Annotated in this window: 19 protein-coding genes and 5 pseudogenes; 17 read left to right on the forward strand and 7 right to left on the reverse strand. The window is 60.9% G+C overall.

The annotated features are described in order from the left end of the window. The first annotated feature begins 30 nt into the window (after nt 1-30). The 3 genes from EXE47_RS15560 to EXE47_RS15570 are packed head-to-tail and all read left to right on the forward strand — an operon-like array spanning nt 31 to nt 1288. Nucleotides 31-219 carry a CbtB domain-containing protein gene (locus EXE47_RS15560; protein WP_049932985.1) on the forward strand — a complete coding sequence of 63 codons (189 nt, stop codon included), beginning with the start codon at nt 31-33 and terminating at the stop codon, nt 217-219. After that, the gene (locus EXE47_RS15565) at nt 219-941 is read left to right on the forward strand and encodes a CbtA family protein (RefSeq protein ID WP_049932986.1); all 723 of its coding nucleotides are present in this window, start codon (nt 219-221) and stop codon (nt 939-941) included. Before EXE47_RS15560 ends, EXE47_RS15565 begins: the two co-directional genes overlap by 1 nt. Next, a complete protein-coding gene (locus EXE47_RS15570) occupies nt 941-1288 on the forward strand; it encodes a (2Fe-2S) ferredoxin domain-containing protein (protein ID WP_049932987.1) in 348 nt (115 codons plus the stop codon). The genes EXE47_RS15565 and EXE47_RS15570 overlap by 1 nt, the downstream gene beginning before the upstream one ends. Before the next feature lie 13 nt (nt 1289-1301). On the opposite strand, the pseudogene EXE47_RS15575 reads toward EXE47_RS15570, so the two are convergent. Further along, a pseudogene (locus tag EXE47_RS15575) lies at nt 1302-2104 on the reverse strand (MarR family transcriptional regulator). Between the two features lie 151 nt (nt 2105-2255). Between EXE47_RS15575 and cbiT the strand changes: the two are divergent. The 11 genes and pseudogenes from cbiT to EXE47_RS15630 all read left to right on the forward strand — a co-directional run bounded on the left by cbiT (nt 2256) and on the right by EXE47_RS15630 (nt 11030). Further along, entirely contained in the window at nt 2256-2843 is a 588-nt protein-coding gene (gene cbiT, locus EXE47_RS15580; protein WP_094579567.1) for a precorrin-6Y C5,15-methyltransferase (decarboxylating) subunit CbiT, read from the forward strand. 28 nt (nt 2844-2871) lie between these two features. Continuing rightward, nucleotides 2872-3615 carry a cobalt-factor II C(20)-methyltransferase gene (locus EXE47_RS15585; protein WP_099288840.1) on the forward strand — a complete coding sequence of 248 codons (744 nt, stop codon included), beginning with the start codon at nt 2872-2874 and terminating at the stop codon, nt 3613-3615. Next, nucleotides 3608-4540, forward strand: a complete 933-nt coding sequence (locus tag EXE47_RS15590; RefSeq protein WP_049932991.1) for a cobalt-precorrin-4/precorrin-4 C(11)-methyltransferase — start codon at nt 3608-3610, stop codon at nt 4538-4540. The genes EXE47_RS15585 and EXE47_RS15590 overlap by 8 nt, the downstream gene beginning before the upstream one ends. Continuing rightward, entirely contained in the window at nt 4540-5544 is a 1005-nt protein-coding gene (gene cbiG, locus EXE47_RS15595) for a cobalt-precorrin 5A hydrolase (RefSeq protein ID WP_099288838.1), read from the forward strand. The genes EXE47_RS15590 and cbiG overlap by 1 nt, the downstream gene beginning before the upstream one ends. Continuing rightward, a complete protein-coding gene (locus tag EXE47_RS15600; RefSeq protein ID WP_049932993.1) occupies nt 5541-6494 on the forward strand; it encodes a precorrin-3B C(17)-methyltransferase in 954 nt (317 codons plus the stop codon). The genes cbiG and EXE47_RS15600 overlap by 4 nt, the downstream gene beginning before the upstream one ends. Nucleotides 6495-6496: 2 nt before the next feature. Beyond that, nucleotides 6497-7522 (forward strand): precorrin-3B C(17)-methyltransferase, encoded by a 1026-nt coding sequence (gene cobJ / locus EXE47_RS15605; RefSeq protein WP_137703841.1) that lies wholly within the window; start codon nt 6497-6499, stop codon nt 7520-7522. Next, nucleotides 7512-7793 carry a ferredoxin gene (locus EXE47_RS15610; protein ID WP_049932995.1) on the forward strand — a complete coding sequence of 94 codons (282 nt, stop codon included), beginning with the start codon at nt 7512-7514 and terminating at the stop codon, nt 7791-7793. Before cobJ ends, EXE47_RS15610 begins: the two co-directional genes overlap by 11 nt. Next, nucleotides 7790-8503 (forward strand): hypothetical protein, encoded by a 714-nt coding sequence (locus EXE47_RS15615; RefSeq protein WP_049932996.1) that lies wholly within the window; start codon nt 7790-7792, stop codon nt 8501-8503. The genes EXE47_RS15610 and EXE47_RS15615 overlap by 4 nt, the downstream gene beginning before the upstream one ends. Continuing rightward, complete coding sequence (locus EXE47_RS15620) at nt 8500-9717, forward strand: CbiX/SirB N-terminal domain-containing protein (RefSeq protein WP_049932997.1); 1218 nt, start codon at nt 8500-8502, stop codon at nt 9715-9717. The genes EXE47_RS15615 and EXE47_RS15620 overlap by 4 nt, the downstream gene beginning before the upstream one ends. A 24-nt stretch (nt 9718-9741) precedes the next feature. After that, entirely contained in the window at nt 9742-10119 is a 378-nt protein-coding gene (locus tag EXE47_RS15625) for a DUF3209 family protein (RefSeq protein WP_049932998.1), read from the forward strand. Between the two features lie 276 nt (nt 10120-10395). Beyond that, a pseudogene (locus tag EXE47_RS15630) lies at nt 10396-11030 on the forward strand (IS6 family transposase). Nucleotides 11031-11322: 292 nt separating this feature from the next. Here the strand turns inward: EXE47_RS15630 and EXE47_RS15635 are convergent. The 5 genes and pseudogenes from EXE47_RS15635 to EXE47_RS15655 all read right to left on the reverse strand — a co-directional run bounded on the left by EXE47_RS15635 (nt 11323) and on the right by EXE47_RS15655 (nt 15769). Continuing rightward, on the reverse strand, nt 11323-12183 hold the full coding sequence (locus EXE47_RS15635) for a phosphate ABC transporter ATP-binding protein (RefSeq protein ID WP_049932999.1): 861 nt from the start codon (nt 12181-12183) through the stop codon (nt 11323-11325). Next, a complete protein-coding gene (locus EXE47_RS15640; RefSeq protein ID WP_049933000.1) occupies nt 12180-13037 on the reverse strand; it encodes a PstA family ABC transporter permease in 858 nt (285 codons plus the stop codon). The genes EXE47_RS15635 and EXE47_RS15640 overlap by 4 nt, the downstream gene beginning before the upstream one ends. After that, complete coding sequence (gene pstC / locus EXE47_RS15645; RefSeq protein ID WP_049933001.1) at nt 13034-13981, reverse strand: phosphate ABC transporter permease subunit PstC; 948 nt, start codon at nt 13979-13981, stop codon at nt 13034-13036. Before pstC ends, EXE47_RS15640 begins: the two co-directional genes overlap by 4 nt. Beyond that, entirely contained in the window at nt 13975-14961 is a 987-nt protein-coding gene (locus EXE47_RS15650; RefSeq protein WP_049933002.1) for a PstS family phosphate ABC transporter substrate-binding protein, read from the reverse strand. The genes pstC and EXE47_RS15650 overlap by 7 nt, the downstream gene beginning before the upstream one ends. A 229-nt stretch (nt 14962-15190) precedes the next feature. Beyond that, a pseudogene (locus EXE47_RS15655) lies at nt 15191-15769 on the reverse strand (IS6 family transposase). Nucleotides 15770-16008: 239 nt separating this feature from the next. Between EXE47_RS15655 and EXE47_RS15660 the strand changes: the two are divergent. From EXE47_RS15660 to EXE47_RS15670, 3 genes and pseudogenes are all read left to right on the forward strand, one after another. Next, a complete protein-coding gene (locus EXE47_RS15660) occupies nt 16009-16686 on the forward strand; it encodes a helix-turn-helix domain-containing protein (RefSeq protein ID WP_049933003.1) in 678 nt (225 codons plus the stop codon). Between the two features lie 259 nt (nt 16687-16945). Next, nucleotides 16946-17713 carry an SDR family oxidoreductase gene (locus EXE47_RS15665; protein ID WP_089309030.1) on the forward strand — a complete coding sequence of 256 codons (768 nt, stop codon included), beginning with the start codon at nt 16946-16948 and terminating at the stop codon, nt 17711-17713. A gap of 93 nt (nt 17714-17806) precedes the next feature. Next, nucleotides 17807-17956 (forward strand): annotated as a pseudogene (locus tag EXE47_RS15670) (ISH3 family transposase); the annotation flags it as partial. Here EXE47_RS15670 and EXE47_RS15675 read toward each other — a convergent pair. Further along, nucleotides 17953-18173, reverse strand: a pseudogene (locus EXE47_RS15675) (IS630 family transposase); the annotation flags it as partial. The pseudogenes EXE47_RS15670 and EXE47_RS15675 overlap by 4 nt on opposite strands.

Here is an 18173-nt window from a genome sequence, read left to right on the forward strand (position 1 = left end):
ATCTGACTTTACTTTTTCCAAGTTGGATTTATGTCGACAAACACCGACACCGTCGCCGACCGGTTCGCAACGGCCGGGGCACAGATCGATCCGGTAACCGCGCTTACCGCTCTGGCGCTCGTCGCAGCGCTGGGCTTTACGCTCGCATTCTTACAGGAACCACTCGTCCACGAGGCGTTACACGACTTCAGACACGGGGCCGGGATCGTCTGCCACTAATGATCGATCGGCTTCGATCGGGCGTTACAGCCGGAGCCCTCGTCGGCCTGGCATACGGGCTGTTCACGTGGCTGGTCGTCTCGCCGGTCGTCCGCCACTTGGAGCACCTCGCGTCTCACGGCGGCGACCACGGACACAAGGTGGCACCCGCCGTTGGTGAAACCACCACAGCGGTTATCAGCGCCGGGGGCGGCGTCCTGTGGGGAATCCTGCTGGGTGCCGCGTTCGGCGTCGCGTACCATCTATTTGAACCGGGACTTCCCGGCGGAACACTGAAGCCGTACGTCCTCGCGGGAGCCGGATTCCTGACGGTCTCCGTCGCCCCCTGGACGGTGCTTCCGCCGGCCACGCCGGGCATGGAACCGCTGTACGGATCGTCGCTTCGCGTTCCGCTCTACCTCGGTCTGATCGTTGTTGGCGGTCTCGTCGCGGCGACAAGCATCCTCGGGTACGTCCGCACGGCCCGCACACGTGGTCGTAGTAGCGGCGTCTTCGTCGCGTTACTTCCGCTGGTAGCGCTCGGCCTTCTCTCGGTCGTCGCTCCGCCGACGCTGACCAGCGGCGGCGCTCCTACCGGGCTATCGGCCGCGTTCCGATGGCTCGTCGGCCTCTCGCAGGCCGGCCTGTGGGCGCTAATCGCCGTCGTCTTCCGCCGTTTCGACCGACGCGTCGATCGCCGTGGCACGAACGCGCCGATGGCGACAGCGAGGGGAGGCGACTGATGGAACGACGAACGGAGCAGATGCGCGAGCGCGGGGTGAGCGCGACCGTCCTCGTCTGTACCAACGACCGGACGGAACACGCCGCCTGCGCCGCCGTCGATGGCAACGGGGTCGCCGACGCTATCCGAAACTGGCTCCGCGAACGCGACCGCTACTGGTCGGAGGTCGCCGTCGCGGAGACCTCCTGTCTCGGGATGTGTAGCGAGGACGGCGTCGCTGTCGTCGTCCAACCGCACGACGAGTGGTTCGCAGAAGTAGCGGTAGACGACGTGCCGAGCCTCATGGCAGGAATGTTCGAGGCTACTGGAGACGATCCCACCGCGACGGAACCTACGACGACCGGTTGAATAGCCTGAGGGGCTAGAACGCGTCCGAATCGAGCACTCGGTGGGGGACGTTCTGATCTCGGAGCTTAGAGGTGTGGCGCGGGATCTCGTCGGTCACCGCCACCAGAAGCACGTCGAGGCCGAGCATCCCCGCCTCGGTGACGCCCTCTGCGGTTCCGAACCGAATGTCCGGAGCGACGTCGCTCTGAGAGACGAGCGCGTACGCCTCCGTTCCGGCGACCGCGACGAGTCCCTCCTCCGGGACGCGCGTCGAGACGACGTCCGAATTCGGCCGGTCAGCGTCGGTGACGGTCGGGACAGGCAGCACCGAGACGGTTCCCGCGTCGTAGTCGACGACGCCCTCGAAGTCGGCGACGCCGACGGCCTCGCCTTTTTTGCCGCTCGTGACGGTGACTGCGGTCGCGGTCCCGCCGGCGGGGTTGGCGTGTAAGATGCCGTCGCGCATCACGATTCCGACCTCGATCCCTTCGTCCACGTCGTCTAATGCGATCGCGGCATCGACTTCGACGCTCCCGAGCACATCGGAATTTACCCGTTCGAGATACGTCTCCAGATCGTCCGTCCGAGAGATGAGCCAGTCGAGCCCTCCTTCGTCACCTCGTACCGACCGCGACCCCTCTTTTCGACGTACCCCGACTCGACGAGGTCGCGGACGTAGTCGCTGACCGCCTGAGAGGTCACACCGATCGTGTCCGCGATCTCGTTCTGGCTCACGGCCGGCTGGCGGGCCGCGATCTCAACGAGTATCTGATACCGGGTCGCGCTCCGTTTGTTTTCGAGGACGTCTGGTGAGTTCTCGCCGTCGGCGTCGGCCATTACCGGACATTTTCCTGCCACAAACAAAGTCTTGTTGTCTGTTTCACAGCGTATTTGCTCTGATCGAGCCGCTCGAGGGTGCCTTTGTAAAGCCAACTTTAGTAAAAACAACCAAAATTGTTTTGTGGTGTTATTCACTTGTGTAGCGTGAATGCAGGCGACAAACCTTCCGAACGACGCGAAAGCGGGACCGACCAAGCCGGAGGTCCGGGCGGTGTTGGCGCGGAAGCTCGCGCTCGGTCGCGACGACCACTTCGTCGAGGTCGGCTCCTGTACCGGCGCTGTAACGATCGAAGCCGCCCGCCGAGCGGGGCGGGTAACGGCGCTCGAACGGAAATCGGAACGGCTTGAAGCGACCCGAGCGAACCTCGACGCCAACGAGTACGGCGCCGACGTGCGGCTCGTGAACGCCGAGGCGCCGGAAAGACTTCCCGACGACGGTGACGTGGTTTTCCTCGGGGGATCACGAAACTACGAGCGAGTTCTCGACGACGCCGTCGCCGCCGGCTACGACCGGATCGTGATGAACGTGTCTCGGCTCGAAGTCGCAGGTGAAGCGGCCCGAGCCTTCCGCGACCGCGACCTCCTCGATGAAGTGTTGTGCCTCCAGATGGCGACCGGCTACGATCTGGCAGGCGCGACGAGTTTCGACGCCGACAACCCTGTGTACATGCTCGTCGGCGAGCCGGGGTCCAGCGAAGAGCCAGGACCTAGTGAAAAGCCGGGTGATAGCGAATGACTCGGAGGGTCCGTGCCGGAGGCGTCGCATGACTCTGTACGGCGTGGGGCTCGGCCCCGGCGATCCCGACCTGATCTCCGTTCGCGGACGGGAGATCCTCGACGGGGTCGACGTGGTGTATTCTCCGGGTCGACTCTCGCGGGCGGTCGCGACCGAGCACGTCCCGGAGAGCCGGATCGGGGACCTCGATTTCCCGATGACGAGCGACGAAGAGCGGCTGCGCGAGGCGTGGAAGGAGGCCGCGGCCGAAATCGCCCCAGAAGCGCGCGCCGGCGACGCCGCGTTCGTCACGCTCGGCGACCCGAACGTGTATTCGACGTTCGGGCACCTCAGACGGACGCTCGACGCATTCCATCCCGACATCGACGTGGAGGTCGTGCCCGGGATCAGCGCGATGACGGCGTTCGCGACGGCACTCAACGTCGAGGTCGAAGCCGGCGCCGGACTCGCGCTCCGCGAGGCCGCCGGCGGACACGCGCCGACCGGGCCCGACAGGATGATCCTTTTCAAAGTGACCAACGCCCCTGAGACGGCTCGCAAGCTCGATCGGGCGGGCTACGACGTGCGGTTCGGACGGCGGCTGTTCATGGACGCGGGCGAAACGGTCATCACCGACGACGCCGAGGCGGTGGCGGACCGCGACTACTACACGCTCGCGTACGCCAAACGCCGTGGGCTGGAAACGTCGCGGGCGACCGACGAGTTCGCGGCCGACGCGGACACGAACGGTCGCGTCTCCGCGACCACCGACGTGGAGGTCGGCGATGACTGACGGTCCGGTCGATTCGCAGGCGGCCATAGACGGCGTCGGCGACCGGACGGCGGGCGAACTCGATCCCCGGGTCCACGAGTACACCCCCGGCGAAGATCAAGAGGGGATTCCGTTCATCGGTGCCGGCCCAGGCGACCCCGGGCTCCTCACCGTGCGCGGCAAGGAGCTCGTCGACGAGGCTGACCTCGTCGTCCACGCCGGGTCGTTAGTCTCCAGCGCGCTCTTGGAGGAACACTGCGCCGACGCGGAGTTGGTGAACTCCGTAGGCAAAGACCTCGAAGAGCTCATTCCGCTGATGCGGGACGCCCACGAGAGCGGTCGTACCGTCGTTAGACTCCACAGCGGCGATCCAGCGGTGTACGGCGCCGCAATCGAGCAGATCGACGCGCTGGAAAGCGAGGGCGTCCCGGCGTATATCGTCCCCGGCGTCACCTCGTCGTTCGCGGCGGCGGCGACGCTGCGCACCCAACTCACGCTGAACGGCGTCGCGAACCACGTTGCGTTCACGCGTCCACGAGGGAAGACGCTTGACGCCGAGGACGACCACGTCGCCGAATTCGTCGAGATGGGCGACGTGACGACTTGTATCTACCTCGGTACCCACGCAGTGAGTGATACGATGGACCGCCTGCTCGATCGCGACGGCGTCGACCCGGACACGCCGGTCGCGGTCGTCTATCACGCCTCGTGGGACGATGAGGACGTGATCACCGGATCGATCGCCGACATCGGCGAGAAGGTGGAGGCGGCGGGCTACCGCGCGTCCGCGATGGTCCTCATCGGCGAGGCTGCGACGGGTGAGGGGTACGAGCGGTCGTTCCTCTACGGCGATTGGGCGAACGGCGGAGCAGCCGACGCGGGGAGCGACGGATCGAATAGCGCCGGAGGCGCCGCGGAGACGACCGAAACAGAGGCAGACGACTAATGAGCACCGACAGCGACGACGGAACGAACGCGAGTAGCACCGACGCGACCGACGACTCCGGCGGCGGGCACTGTTCGACGGCGGATTCGGACGGCGAAGTGGCAGAAGAGATCGCGGTCATCAGCTTTGAGCGGAAGCTCGATACCGCCGAGGAAATCGTCGAGGAGATCGGCGACCGCTACGAGTCGATCGACGTGATCGAGTACCACGGCGACGTGTTCGCCGAGCATTGGGGCGAGTACGACTGCTTCGTCGGACTGATGGCCTCCGGGATCGCCATGCGGAAGACCGCGCCGTTGCTCGACGACAAGTGGGACGACCCCGCGATCGTCGTGATCGACGAGGAGCTTACTTGGGCGATCCCGATCACCGGCGGTCACCACGGCGCCAATCAAGTGGCAGATGACCTCGCGACGCTCGGCGCCGTGCCGGCGATGACCACCGCCTCAGAAGCAGCGGACAAACAGGGCGTCGAGAAGCAAGCGAAGGCGCTGTCCGCACACGTCGTCAACGGTGACTCCACGGTCGCGACGAACCTGGCCGTCCTCGACGACGAACTCGGCCCGGTCGAACGGCTCGACGGGCCGCGGGCAGTGCTGGTCGACGACGACGTGACGGTCCTCAAACGCAACCTCGACGATGGGGTCGTCCTCGGTACGGGCTCGGTTTCCGGTGCGGATAAAGGCCGATTCCACGATGCCTGGGACCGAGCGCTCTCCGAGGTCGATCGCGACTGGGCCGATGTCGAGTTCGTCGCCACTGGGACGCGAAAGGCCGATGAGGAAGGCCTTCTCGCCGCGGCCGCGACGCGTGACGTCGGAGTCGTCGCGTTCGACAAGGAGACCCTGCTCGAATTCGAGGGACCGACGCCGTCGAAGGCGAAAGAGCTCATCGGCTGGCCGGGCGTCGCCGAGGCGAGCGCCATCGCCGGCGGCGCCGACCACGAACTCGTTACGGAGAAGACCAGCTACGAGAACGAAGTGACCGTGGCGGTGGGGCGATGACCGGCAACGGCTCGTCTCCCGGCGGCGCGGACGAGGCGCCGGACGGCATGGGAACGCTGTACGTCGTCGGTATCGGTCCGGGACTCCCGCACGCGATGACCCAGCGGGCCCGCGACGTGATACGCCACGCCGACTGCGTCATCGCCTCGAACCTCTACCAAGAATTCCTCCGGCGGGACGGCACCATTCCGCCCGAGTCGCGGACGGAGGATGCCGCCGCCACGGACGGCGGTGCCGCGGTCGGCTCGGTCGACGACAGTACCGACCACGCCGGCTGGACGGTCGGAAACGTCGGCACCCATCCCGACGGCGAGACCGTCGAGATCGTTCGGTCCTCGATGGGCCAGCAGATCGAACTCGCCCGGGAGGCGTTCGAGCGCGTCCGAGACGGACAAGACGTGGCGCACGTCTCCGGGGGCGATCCCAACGTGTACGGGAAGTCTGATCTCGTTTATTTGATGGCCGACGAGGACGACGCCGACGACGTCCCAATCGAGATCGTGCCCGGCGTGACGGCCGCGCTCGGCGGTGCCGCGATGGTCGGCGCGCCGCTCTCGAACGACTTCTGTACGATCTCGCTGTCGGACAAGTGGCGCGGTTGGGAGGAAATCGCAGAGAAGCTTCGCGCTGCGGCGGTGTCGGACTTTTCGATCGTCCTCTACAACTGCTGGCGTGACTACGAGCGCGCGATCGAGGTGCTCCGGGAACACCGCACCGACGACGCCCTGGTCGCGATCGTCAACGACGCCGGGCGCGGCGAGGCCGGCCGTAACTTGGACGACGAGACGTACACGCTGACGACACTGGGCGAGGCGACCGACCACGACGACGAGGTCGGCGGCATGGGCACATCCCTGATCGTCGGCACCCACGAGACGGAAATCTGGGAGAACGACTACGACCAGTTCCTCGTCACCCCGCGTGGCGGGCGAGATGTCGACGACTTCTGACAATGAGTGACACCACCTGCGGACCGACGGACGAATCGAGCTCGAACTGCGGCGGCAGCGATCCCGAGACGGCGATCGACGGTGGCCGCGCAGCGAACGACGCGGCCACCGACGGGGGAGCGGCGACGGAAAACACTAGCGCGTCGTCGCCGTCGTGCGGCGCGAGCGACTCCAACGGCACCTCCTCGTGTGGTAGTACGAAATCTTCGGCGACGGACGAGAAGATCGGATCGACCGCTGACGACTTCGACGCCAACCCGGGACGGCTGTTCGCCGTCGGACTCGGCCCCGGGCAGCCGGAGGGAATGACGCAGCGTGCTAAGGCGGCACTACTGGAGGCGGAACACATCGTCGGATACACAACGTATATCGACCTGATTCCGGACGACGTCACCGAGGCCGCCGACGAGCTGTACGACACGCCGATGTGCGGCGAAGTCTCTCGGACCGAAGAAGCGGTCGACCGCGCGCTCGCGGGCAACGACGTCGCAATCGTCGGCTCCGGCGATCCGAACGTGTACGCGCTCGGCGGACTCGCCTTAGAAATCATCGAGTCGAAGGGTGCGACGGCATCGGCGCTCGACTTCGAAGTCGTCCCCGGCGTCCCGGCCGCGCAGTCGTGTGCCGCTCGCGTCGGCGCGCCGCTCGTCAACGACTCGGTGTCGATCTCGCTGTCGGACCACCTCACGCCGATGGCGGACATCGAGTCGCGACTCCACGCGGTCGCGGCAGAGGGGTTCACGATCGCGATATACAACCCGTGGAGCCGGAAGCGACGCGAGAACTTCGAGACGGCCTGCGAGATCCTCTCGGAACACCGGCCGGCCGACACGCCGGTGGGTGTCGTCCACGGCGCCGGGCGCGACGACGAGGCCGTCGAAATCGTCGAACTCGGCGAACTGAAGTCGCTCGGCGAGACCGACCTCATCGACATGACGACCACGCTGCTCGTCGGCAACGAGGAGACGTACGTCTGGGACGGCCGGATGATCACCCCGCGCGGCTACGAGAGCAAATATGACTACTGAGCACGTCGACACCGGGACGACGTACCGCGTTTCCGTCGATCTGAACGCCTGCGACGGCGTCTTCGCCTGCCTCGTCCGCGACGATCGGTTCGTCGAGGCCGACGGGGGGCTCGTAGGCTTCGATCCCGCGGACGCCGTGACCTCGGTCGAACGTACCTCCGACAAGGCTGCCGCGACGTTCTGTGACGAGCGTATCGACGAGGCACAGGCAGCCGCGACGGCCTGTCCGCTGGACGCGATCAGCGTCGAGGAACGCGAGGGCGAGATATGAGCGCCGTCGAGACGACGCCGGACGACATGCTCGCCCGTCACCCGGAGACTGCCTATTTCTGGGGCCACGTCGCCGGCGGCGGACGAGTGACCGATCAGGGGATCGAGATCGAAGTCAGCGATGAGGACGCCGCACGCCGCCTGTCCGCGATCTCTGGTGGCGGAACCGTCGATCATCGGATCGCTGAGCGCGACTTCGCACATGACACGGCAGTCACCCGGCAGGCCGACGAATACACGGTACAGATCATCGACCCGACGCTGGCCGCGAATGCCGCTGCGGCGCTCGGATTGCCGGTGGGATCGGATCCCGGCGGGTATCGGTTCGACGCCCTCCGCGACCACCGTCGAGAGCTGCTTCGCGGGTTGTTGGAGGCGTGCGGCGTCGTCTGCTTCCGCGAGTCGAGCGCCTCGGTCGGCATCTCGTTCGTCCACGACGACGCCCGGCTGTTGGAGCGGATCCGGACATCGCTCGACGTGGCGGGGTTCGACTCCGAAGAACCGCAACCGTCGTCGTCGGGCGGATACTGGTTCGGCGTCGCTGACGGCGACACGGCCGCGTTCGCTGAATGGGTCTACGAGGGCGCAGGCGACAGCGGGCTGTTCGCGACAAGCCGTCGTCAAAAGGCGCTCCGAAGCGTCGAGCGGGCCACAGGCCTCGATGTGGGAAGCCTTATCGAACCGATCGACACGGACGGAGGAGACTCATGAGCCGGACGGCAGACGCCGTCGGAATCGGCGACGAAGAGACAGCACTGCTCGTCGGCCACGGCTCTCGTCGGGACAAGTCGAACGAGGCAGTACGCGAACTCGCGGCCGGTCTCGAGGATCGTCTCGGCGTCTCGACCGACGCTGCGTTCCTCGAACTCGCGGAACCGTCGATCCCCGACGCCATCGGCACGCTTGCGCACAGTTCGTCGCGCATAACGATGGTGCCGCTGTCGCTGTTTGCGGCCAGTCACGTCAAAAACGACCTCCCGCTCGCCATGAAGCGAGCGCGAAGCGAACACCCGGGCGTTACCTTCCATGCGGGCGCGCACCTCGGCATTCATCCCGCGATACTCGACCTCCTCGACGATCGGTCGCGGGACGTGGAGGCACAGTTGGGGGTCGACCGCGACGACGACGACGTCGCCGTCGTGGTCTGTGCTCGCGGCTCCTCAGACCCGGACTCAAACGCCGACGTACACAAGCTCGCCAGATTGCTGTACGAGGGTCGCTCGTTTGATCGGGTGGAAGCCGGGTTCATCGGTGTCACCGAACCGCTCCTCGACGAGGTGCTCCACGACGTCGCAAAGACCCGACCAGATGTAATCGTCGTGCTGCCGTACATGCTCGGCGACGGCGTCCTGACCGGTCGGATCCGCGAGGGGGCAGCTGAGTTCGACGCAGAGTACCCGTACGTCGACGCCGCGGCCGGCGACCCGCTTGGAACGGACACCCGTCTGCTAGACGTTCTTTCGGACCGGTGGCAAGAGGCGCGGACCGGCTCGGTCGACATGTCGTGTGACACGTGTAAGTACAAAGTAGAGCTTGATGGGTACGAGGAAGACGAAGGAGGAGCGCGTGCGATGCTCCGCGCACTAACTCACCAGCAGGCACACGAGGATCGCGACGACGTCGCCGACGAACCGCACGCTCACGACGCGCCTGAGACCCACCTCGCCGTCTGTACGAACCAGACGTGCGCGGCGGACGGTTCGCCCGCCGTTCTGGAAAAACTCCGTCAGGCCGCGCGAGACGCCGACGCAGACGTTCACGTCACGCGATCGTCGTGTTTCGATCAGTGCGGCGACGGCCCGATCGTCGCGCAGTATCCCGACGGCGTATGGTACGGGACCTGCGACGATGAGGACGCCGATCGAATCGTCTCCGCCGTCGAGCGGGACCGAATCGTTAGCGACCTCGTTCACCAGACAATATGACCGACAATCAGACTTCGATCCACGATGAGTTGTGACGAAATCGAAGCCCTGCGGCTCGGGCTTATGAACACCCTCGGAAACTCGGACGACGCGGTTCGACGGCACGCAGAGCAGGAAATCGGTGATAAACTCGACGGAGACACACCGATCGCCGCCCTCTCGGCAGCCGAGTCCCTAACGGAACTCCAACGACATCTTGACGCCGCACTCGTCGACTTAGAGGAAACAGTCGCAGCCCTCGACGCGGACGACCCGGAATACGCGTACACTCGAGGACGCCTCGTGGCCGTCCGGGACGCCGAGCGATCGTTGGCTCGACTCGCCGACTCGGGCGAATCGCTCCTCAACGATCTCGGGGATTCCCATCACACGCTTCACGAGGTTTTCCCCACCGAGGGGTGAACTCGCGGGAGAAACGGATGGGCGCTACAGGATTGTGAGCCTCTGAGAGACGGTCACCTCGCTCCGTTCGGCGCTACGTCTCTCGTGGCTCAAATCCTTTGGCCCAGTTTTGATTACTCGTTCCGCTCGGCGTCAGAAACATGGGCGCTACAGGATTCTTACCAAACCGCAAGACAGCACGAGGGTTGGACTGCTATCCATTCAATCAACCCCCGGAAATGTCCGCGGTGTTCAGATAAGGATTGAAAAGTGAGGCGGTGCGTCTTCAGAGTGTCTATGCCCGAAAACGACCGCCTCAACGGCTGTTTAGACGAGATCAAGTTAGATTTTGTGGAGCGAGAGGCAACACCGCGGCTGTTGATGAAGCTCAGTATTCAGCTTCATTCAGCAGGATTATCGTTTTCAAATACTGTTTCGTTTCCTGGGGTATTCGGTGTTGGACGAGTGCGCTCCACCGTTCACAACTGGGTTCACAAAGCCGATCTACAGCCGGAATCTGGTCGGAGCCCGAATCACATTGCGGTTGATGAGACTGTGATTCGGCTTGACTATGAACAATATTGGCTGTACGCTGCTGTCGATCCGGAAACGAACGATCTGCTCCATACACAGCTTGAGCCGACGACAAATAACGCTCTCGCAGATCGGTTTTTCACTGATCTCTGTGACAAACACGACGTGGATGACGCAACCGTTCTCATAGATGGATCAGCTTCACTTCAGCGAGCCTGTCGCAAACACGACCTCGATTTCAGATACGAGCGACATGGAAATCGGAACAGCGCCGAACGTGTCTTTCGTGAGGTAAAACGCAGAACTGCCAGTTCTCAAACTATTTTAGAAACGCCAAAGCAGAAACTGCTGACGAGTGGTTCAGATCATTCGCTTTCGCATGGAACCAGCTTATCTGAACACTACGCCTGAAAGAACGCAAATTTTAAATATTCTGGACCATTTGAAGAGACAATCAGATAATTATCAACCCAATACTTATTATTCTGATCCTCCGTTCACCAGACTCTATCTGCGAATCAATTTGATCTAGCAATCGAAAGTTCGTGTCTTGATGCTCTATGATTTGAGAATCTCCGTTCACTTCCTCAGGATCAATATCTGCCTGAATTGTTCTTTAAGTCCGTCTGTCAACTACTTCCGCCCCCTCAAATACGGGTCTAGAGATAGACTCTATTTTTACTACCTTGTTCACTGCTTGTCATCGCCGGCAGTCGACCCTTTACTCCCGTCAGGGGCCGGTGGTGTGGCCGTCTGCTCGGCAGGTGTGTCGTCGCGGTCAACCGGTGTTGTACCGCCAATAAACGTCTTTGTCCGCTCCTCTTGTGGATCTTCGAAGAACGACTGAACGTCGTTGCTCTCGATAACCTCTCCGAGATAGAGGAACACGACCTCGTCGGCGAGTCGGCGTGCCTGAGCCATACTGTGGGTGACAAGAATAATCGTATACTCGGATTTTAATTTTCTGAGCGTCTTCTCGACGCTTTCGGCCGACACCGGATCGAGCGCGGAGGTCACCTCGTCACAGAGTAACACGTCCGGCTCGACAGCCAATGACCGGGCGACACAGAGCCGCTGGATTTGTCCGGTTGATAGCTCCGCGCCCGGCGCGTCAAGCCGATCGGCGACCTCATCCCAGAGGTTGACTTTCCGGAGATAGGTTTCGACCTTCTCGTCGAGATCGGCCTTCGACTCGTAGTCACCGTGGATGCGCAGCCCGTAGGCAACGTTTTCGTAGATCGACACCGGCAGCGCGGTCGGGGTCTGGGGAACGTAGCCGATTTGTCTGCGTATCTCCGGGGCTGGCACGTTGGTATTGTACACCGAGTCCCCGGAGAGCAAGACATCACCGTCGATCTCAACGTTCTCTTGAATATCGTGAAGCCGGTTGAGCGATTTCAACAGCGTCGATTTCCCACAGCCGGAAGGGCCAATAATTGTTGTGAGCGTGTTGGCCGGGAAGTCGATAGAGACTCCTTTGACGGCTTCGATTTCGCGGTCGCCGGTGTACGTTACTGAAAGCTGGTCTGTCGTGAGTGGGATCTCTGTCATCTGTTTCCTCCGGGTGTATATCGCGCGTAGCGGCCGGCTAACAGCTTCGAGAGGAGGATCAAGCCGAGCACAGCAATAGTCAACACGAACGCCGCCGCGTAGGCGTGGGAACGAACCTCAGGATTAAACGACATCGCCTGATCGAAAATGAGCACCGGCAGCGTCGTCGCCGCCTCGAACAGTCCACCAGGCATCCGGGTGCTTCGGCCGGTGGTAAACAGCACGGTTGCCGCATCGCCAATACCGCGGGCAAACCCCATCACCAAGCCGGCGATAACGCCTGGTGCGGCCGCCCGAACGGTCATCCGCATGCTCTCAAACCGGGTCGCACCAAGCCCGTAGGTCGATTCTCGAACCGTCTCCGGGGCTGCACGCAACGCCTCGTCGGTGTAGCGCGTCATAATCGGGTACTGGAAGATAGCGATAGCGACGATGCCGAAAAATAAACTTGTCTGGGCACCTGTAGCGATGATGATCGTCAACACGAAGACGCCGTAGACGATTGGCGGGGTACCCCACAGCACGTTGAGAAACATGTTCACAGCGTCGGAAAACCGTTTACTGGAGTAGTCGCTCTGGAGATAGACCGCCGTCGACACCGCAGCCACCATTGAGACGATGGTTGCCGGGCCGACAATAAAGAGGCTGCCAAGCACTGCATGTAGAAAGCCTCCCGTTCCTTCGAGCATGTATCGCGAGCCGGGTGGCGTGAGTACAATCGATGGATCGGCAAGCAACACGCCCCCACCTCTGACGACGGTGACCCCGATGACCAACAGTAACACACCGACGACAAGCAGGGCGGCCGCCCGCACCGCGATACCGAACAGTCGCTGTGTGGTATAGCGGTTCATTGGTACTGCCACCGCCGTTTGAGCCGCCGCTGGACGAGCATCGCCCCGAAGTTAAACAGCCAGACGACGACGACGAGCATCAGCCCGACAAATATCAACGCCGACTGTGTGAGCGGGAGCGACATCAGCTCGCCGAAATCATTGACGATCAGCGTTGGCAGCGTCTGGCCGGTCGAGAAGACCGAGGTGGGAATCTGTGTCTGGCCGCCGATCAGCAACGCTGGTACGATCGTCGCGCCGAACACGCGCCCAAAGCCGAGTAAGATCGCCGAAAAAATCCCAGGCCCAGCCGCCCGAAGCAACACCGATCGGATCGTCTCAAACTTGGTTGCGCCGACGCCGAGCGACGTTTCCCGCAGCTCGTCGGGGAGCGATTCGAGCGACTCGACCGACAGCGAGGTCATAAACGGGGTGACGACGATCGCCATCACAAGACTGACAGTAAAGATGCCGACGCCAGCGGTGCTCTCGTTGAACACCGGGGCGACGTAGCTACCGATAAACGGCACGACGACGATCAGTGCGACCAGCCCGAAGATCACACTCGGGATCGCCGCCAACACATCGATCAGTGCGGCGACGAGTGTTTTTGTTCGCCCTTCAGCGTACTCGGCGATATAGATCGCCGCACCGAGCGCAATCGGAACCCCCATTACCATCGAGAGTGCGGTGACGTAGACGGTACCGACGATCGCCGGCAAAAAGCCGAAATTGTTCCGCGCAGGGTCCCAGTTTGTAGAGGTTAACATCGAACTCAGCGGATACTCCGAGAGGATTGGCAGCGATCGGTAGAAGAGTAGTAGTGTGATCCCCCCAAACAGCGCGATCGCCAGATACCCCGCCAGGGTGAGCCAGTAGCTACTGTAGCGTTCGGCAAGCAGCCGTCGGCCGAGGCGGCTCGACCGAGCCCGCTTCCGCAGACTGTCGGTGTCGGTGGTCACGATTCCGTGTTGTTTTCCAAGGTCGCTCGTCCATCTTCAAGACGGTCTTCCGTTAGAGGGACGTAACCGTTTTCGGAGACATACTGTTGGCCGTCAGTGAGCACCCACTGTATAAACGGCGCGACAGAGGCGTCGAACGTGCCGTTTGCGGCGAGCCACATCTCGCGGGCCGGCGGTGCCGGGTAGTCGCCGCGCTCAACGGCCGCGAGCAACTCGCCGCGAGTTTGATAGAACGACTCCGATTCAGAGAGTCCGTCACCGTTTTGATCAAGGGGAATCGGCCGGATATCACCGTCGAGTTCGCCGCTGTCGAGATTGTAGACGTAATTGACGTTGTTCATCGCGATGGCGTTCTCGCTCTCGCCGAGCGACTGGGCAACCGGCTGATCGCCATTGAAGTTGCCGTCCGAGAGTCCCTCAAGATCGTCTTGTGTGTAGGCGTCGCCTTCGCCGCCGAGGAACTCACCCCACTTTTTGTACGCCGCAGAGGCGTCCGAACGGCCGTAGACGACGATCTCGGCGTCAACACCGGCGTCTGGAAACAGTTCTCCCCAGTTAGTGATCTCTTTAGTAAATATTGCTTCTAACTCCGCTCTAGTTACCCCCTGTGATTGAATCTGATCGATAACCGGGTTGTCTTTATTAACCGTTCCCACGACGGTGTCGATCAACATCGGCACCGCGACCAGCCCGCGTTCAAGTTCCTCTTCAAAGGGTTCACGCCCCATCATTGCTACATCAACCTGATTATTAAACAGATCTGACACTCCGACCCCAGTGCCGCCGCCGGAGATATCGAAGGCAAGGTCGCTTTGCTCAGCATAGATGTCAGCCCACACCTGTACCATCGGCAGTGGCCCGACGCCACCAGAAATCCGCACTGTTTGGCCGCCATCGTCGCCGCCGAGACAGCCGGTAAGTGAAACCGCGGTGCCGGCAGCCGCCGCGTTCAGCACAGACCGTCGTGAATGCCGTCGTGCCATCACTCATTGGAAGGCTTTACTACATATAATTGCTCATTAAACGACAAATGTGGGCTGTTCACCGACATACCTGTAATTGTTGCTCCTATCTAAGTTCAATATGTGAGACAAAATACAAATTACTAATCAAGTCGCAGATGCCGGCAAGAAATCTGACCTTGCGGTCGTGTTAATTTTGACGTGAATTGTGATAGACGGCGAAGGCTTCGAGCCAGTTTTGAGCTGTCTCTCACGCGACATTGCTAAAACTGTTCGCAAACGAAGATGTTCGTCGTTTTATTTCTCAAAAGACACGTTCGATGGCATTCCAACTTCCATGCCGAATGACTTAAAATCGATAGCCGTCTTCAGCGAGGATTGAGCCAAGATAGTCTGCGTCATCGACGAGAAATTCCACGTTATCGAGCTGATAGCGCCGGTGTAGCTCGGTGAGAAACTATCGCGTCGTCTGTTTATTTGTGGTTGGAAAGAGGCTCACGGGGAGGATCCCGTTCGTCTGTGGATCAACCGCGCCGTACAGCCAGAACTGCTGGCCGTGGAGGCGGATCATCTTCTCGTCAGCCGCGAGTTGATTCTCGGAGACGGTTGAGATCGGCTGTAGATTGGCTTTATGAACCCAGTTATGAACCGCAACGTAGCTCCGATCGATCCCAAACAGTTCAAGATGTTTACTTCCCTCACGAAGTGACATACCGACCAAATGACAGCGGAGCCCTAGTTCAATCGCCCAGCGAGGCGTTCGACCTCGCTCCACAAACGGCAAGTCGATCCACGTGATACGTTCGCTGAGGCGGCCGAATTCTGGCATAGACACTCAGAAATTGTCCGCCTCATCCTCTAACTTAACGCGACCACGATCAGACCACAGAAACTTTCACTTGAATAGCGACTGACATCAGTAGATGACGCAGCGCGACTCTGGGACGTGAGCGAGAAGCTGACTGGCGTCGAGTATGACTTCGAGACAACCGAGACGGTGAAAGCACCACAGTGAGTCTCCCCAGCGTGGAAACTCGAAATTAAATAGACCGAAGCCAACTATCACCCATGGTACTCGTCGCCGAGATTCTCCTGGCTGACCGCACGCTCCCACTCGTTGGACTTGCAGAAGCGATTCCAAGCGGTGAGCTATCGATCTCGAACCCGTTTATTCTCAACAATAACAAGATACTGATGACGGTAACTGTCGATACAGGTTCGCACGGTGTGTTCGATCGAAAACTGGATTCGGCTACGGAGGTTATCAATGCGATGGAAATTGGACAAACCGCCGACGGCTGGTTCTATCAACTCATCGTGAGAGATGACTCGAATCTTGCCCGGTCTCACGACCCAGAAGAAATTGAGGGAGTTGTCATGGATGCAACAGTGACCAGCGAAGGGATTCGCGAACAGAAGGTGTTCTCGGATTACGAGTCGTTGGCCACACTGCGAGATCGATGTAAGGTCCACGACATTCCATTCGAGCTGTTAAAGATCGCGTCAGACCCCGAGAACGACGGCGAACGCGACCAGTTCGGGTTGACCGACAAGCAGTACCGGGCCATCTCGATCGCCTTCGCCGAGGGGTACTACGATTCTCCGCGTGAATTCACGACGGATGATCTTGCGTCCGAACTCGATGTCTCAGCCGCCGCGGCGTCTGATCTCCTGCGCAGAGCTGAGAGGCAGCTGATAAGCGAGACTGTTGGTCCACAGCAGTATATGAGTGTCTTGCCGCAGTAGCCTCGGACTCTTTCGGGATTCCATTGACTGTTCCATGTGAGTAAATCTTGTCTCTCGGTCGCTTTTCGCCAGACTGTCGTCTGATCCCTCGCACCCTCTGACCCCACAGGTTGTCGCACCCAGCGTTTAATTTAGCGGAGTGTGACTCCATCAGAATCCCGCTCAATACCCTGGAGTGTGAAGTATGGTCATTTGTCTATATAAATGGGTTTACTGGTAAGCACAACTCGCTCCTTCCGGTATCACATATCTTCTGTTGATGTCTGATAACCCATCGACTGACAGCAAGTACCTTTCCGACAGTGTTGCGATTGTAACTGGCGCATCTTCAGGAATCGGCGAGGCGACTGCCGAAGCACTTGCCACAGAGGGCGCAAGCGTCGTGCTTGCAGCACGGCGTGTCGACGAACTCGAAGCGCTCGCGGACCGAATCACCACGGAAGGTGGAGACGCACTCGTCGTCGAAACCGATGTCACGGAGGAAGACGATATTGACACACTGGTCGAGACGACTATTGACGAGTACGGCCAGATCGATGTCCTCGTGAACAACGCCGGCGTGATGCTTCTCGAGCCACTGGAACGAGCAGACCGGTCGAATCTCCGGCAGATGGTCGAAGTGAATCTGATAGGGCTGATGAATCTCACGCACGCTGTGGTCCCCATCATGCAACAGCAAGACGGTGGCCACGTCGTCAACGTCTCGTCAGTTGCGGGGCGGGAAACGATGACCAACGGAAGTGGCTACAACGCCACGAAGTTCGGTGTCACTGCCTTCACCGATGCCATTCGACAGGAACTCTCGCCACAGGACATCCGAACCACGGTCATCGAACCGGGTGCGGTTGATACTGAGCTCCCGACTCACATTACTGACGAGCAACTGCTTGAACAACTTTCCGAAGTGGATATGCCAACGCTAGCTCCCGAAGACATTGCCCGTGGAATCGTGTACGCAACGAACCAACCCGAACACGTCGACGTCAACGAACTCATGATTCGCCCGACTGGACAAACGATGAACTAGCACCAGCCTCTAAGCCTCGCAGCCGATCGCATCTTCAGTACCTCACAAAGCGAGTTAGTTAGAACGTCTGCTTGCTGAAGATGTGTTCAAGACCTGGCGACGCCCCGCCGAGGCGGACGTCGCCTCTGGTGGTGGCCGTACAAGGAGTTCGTCAATATGGTTCGACGGGCTGCGTGAACTGCCCTCGCAGTGCGTCGGGTCGTCCGCGCGAACCGGCCATCTGACGACCGGTTTAATGATTAAGATAACATTCGAAAGTCAAGGAACTGTTCACACCACTTCTTTGCGAAGCTGACGCGTTTCGTTATTTTCTCAAAAGTTTCCTGAACGAGGTCTTTGAATTCCGCTTCGCTCTCAACGACGATTGGTGCCATCGTCCATTTGAGATACTTCCAGACTTGCTCGATTGGGTTGAGGTGCGGTGAGCCTGATGGAATGAAAATCAGGTCAATCCCGAGTT

It is taken from the genome of Halorubrum sp. GN12_10-3_MGM (assembly GCF_005435235.1).
In the GTDB taxonomy this organism is placed as follows: Archaea; Halobacteriota; Halobacteria; order Halobacteriales; family Haloferacaceae; genus Halorubrum; species Halorubrum ezzemoulense.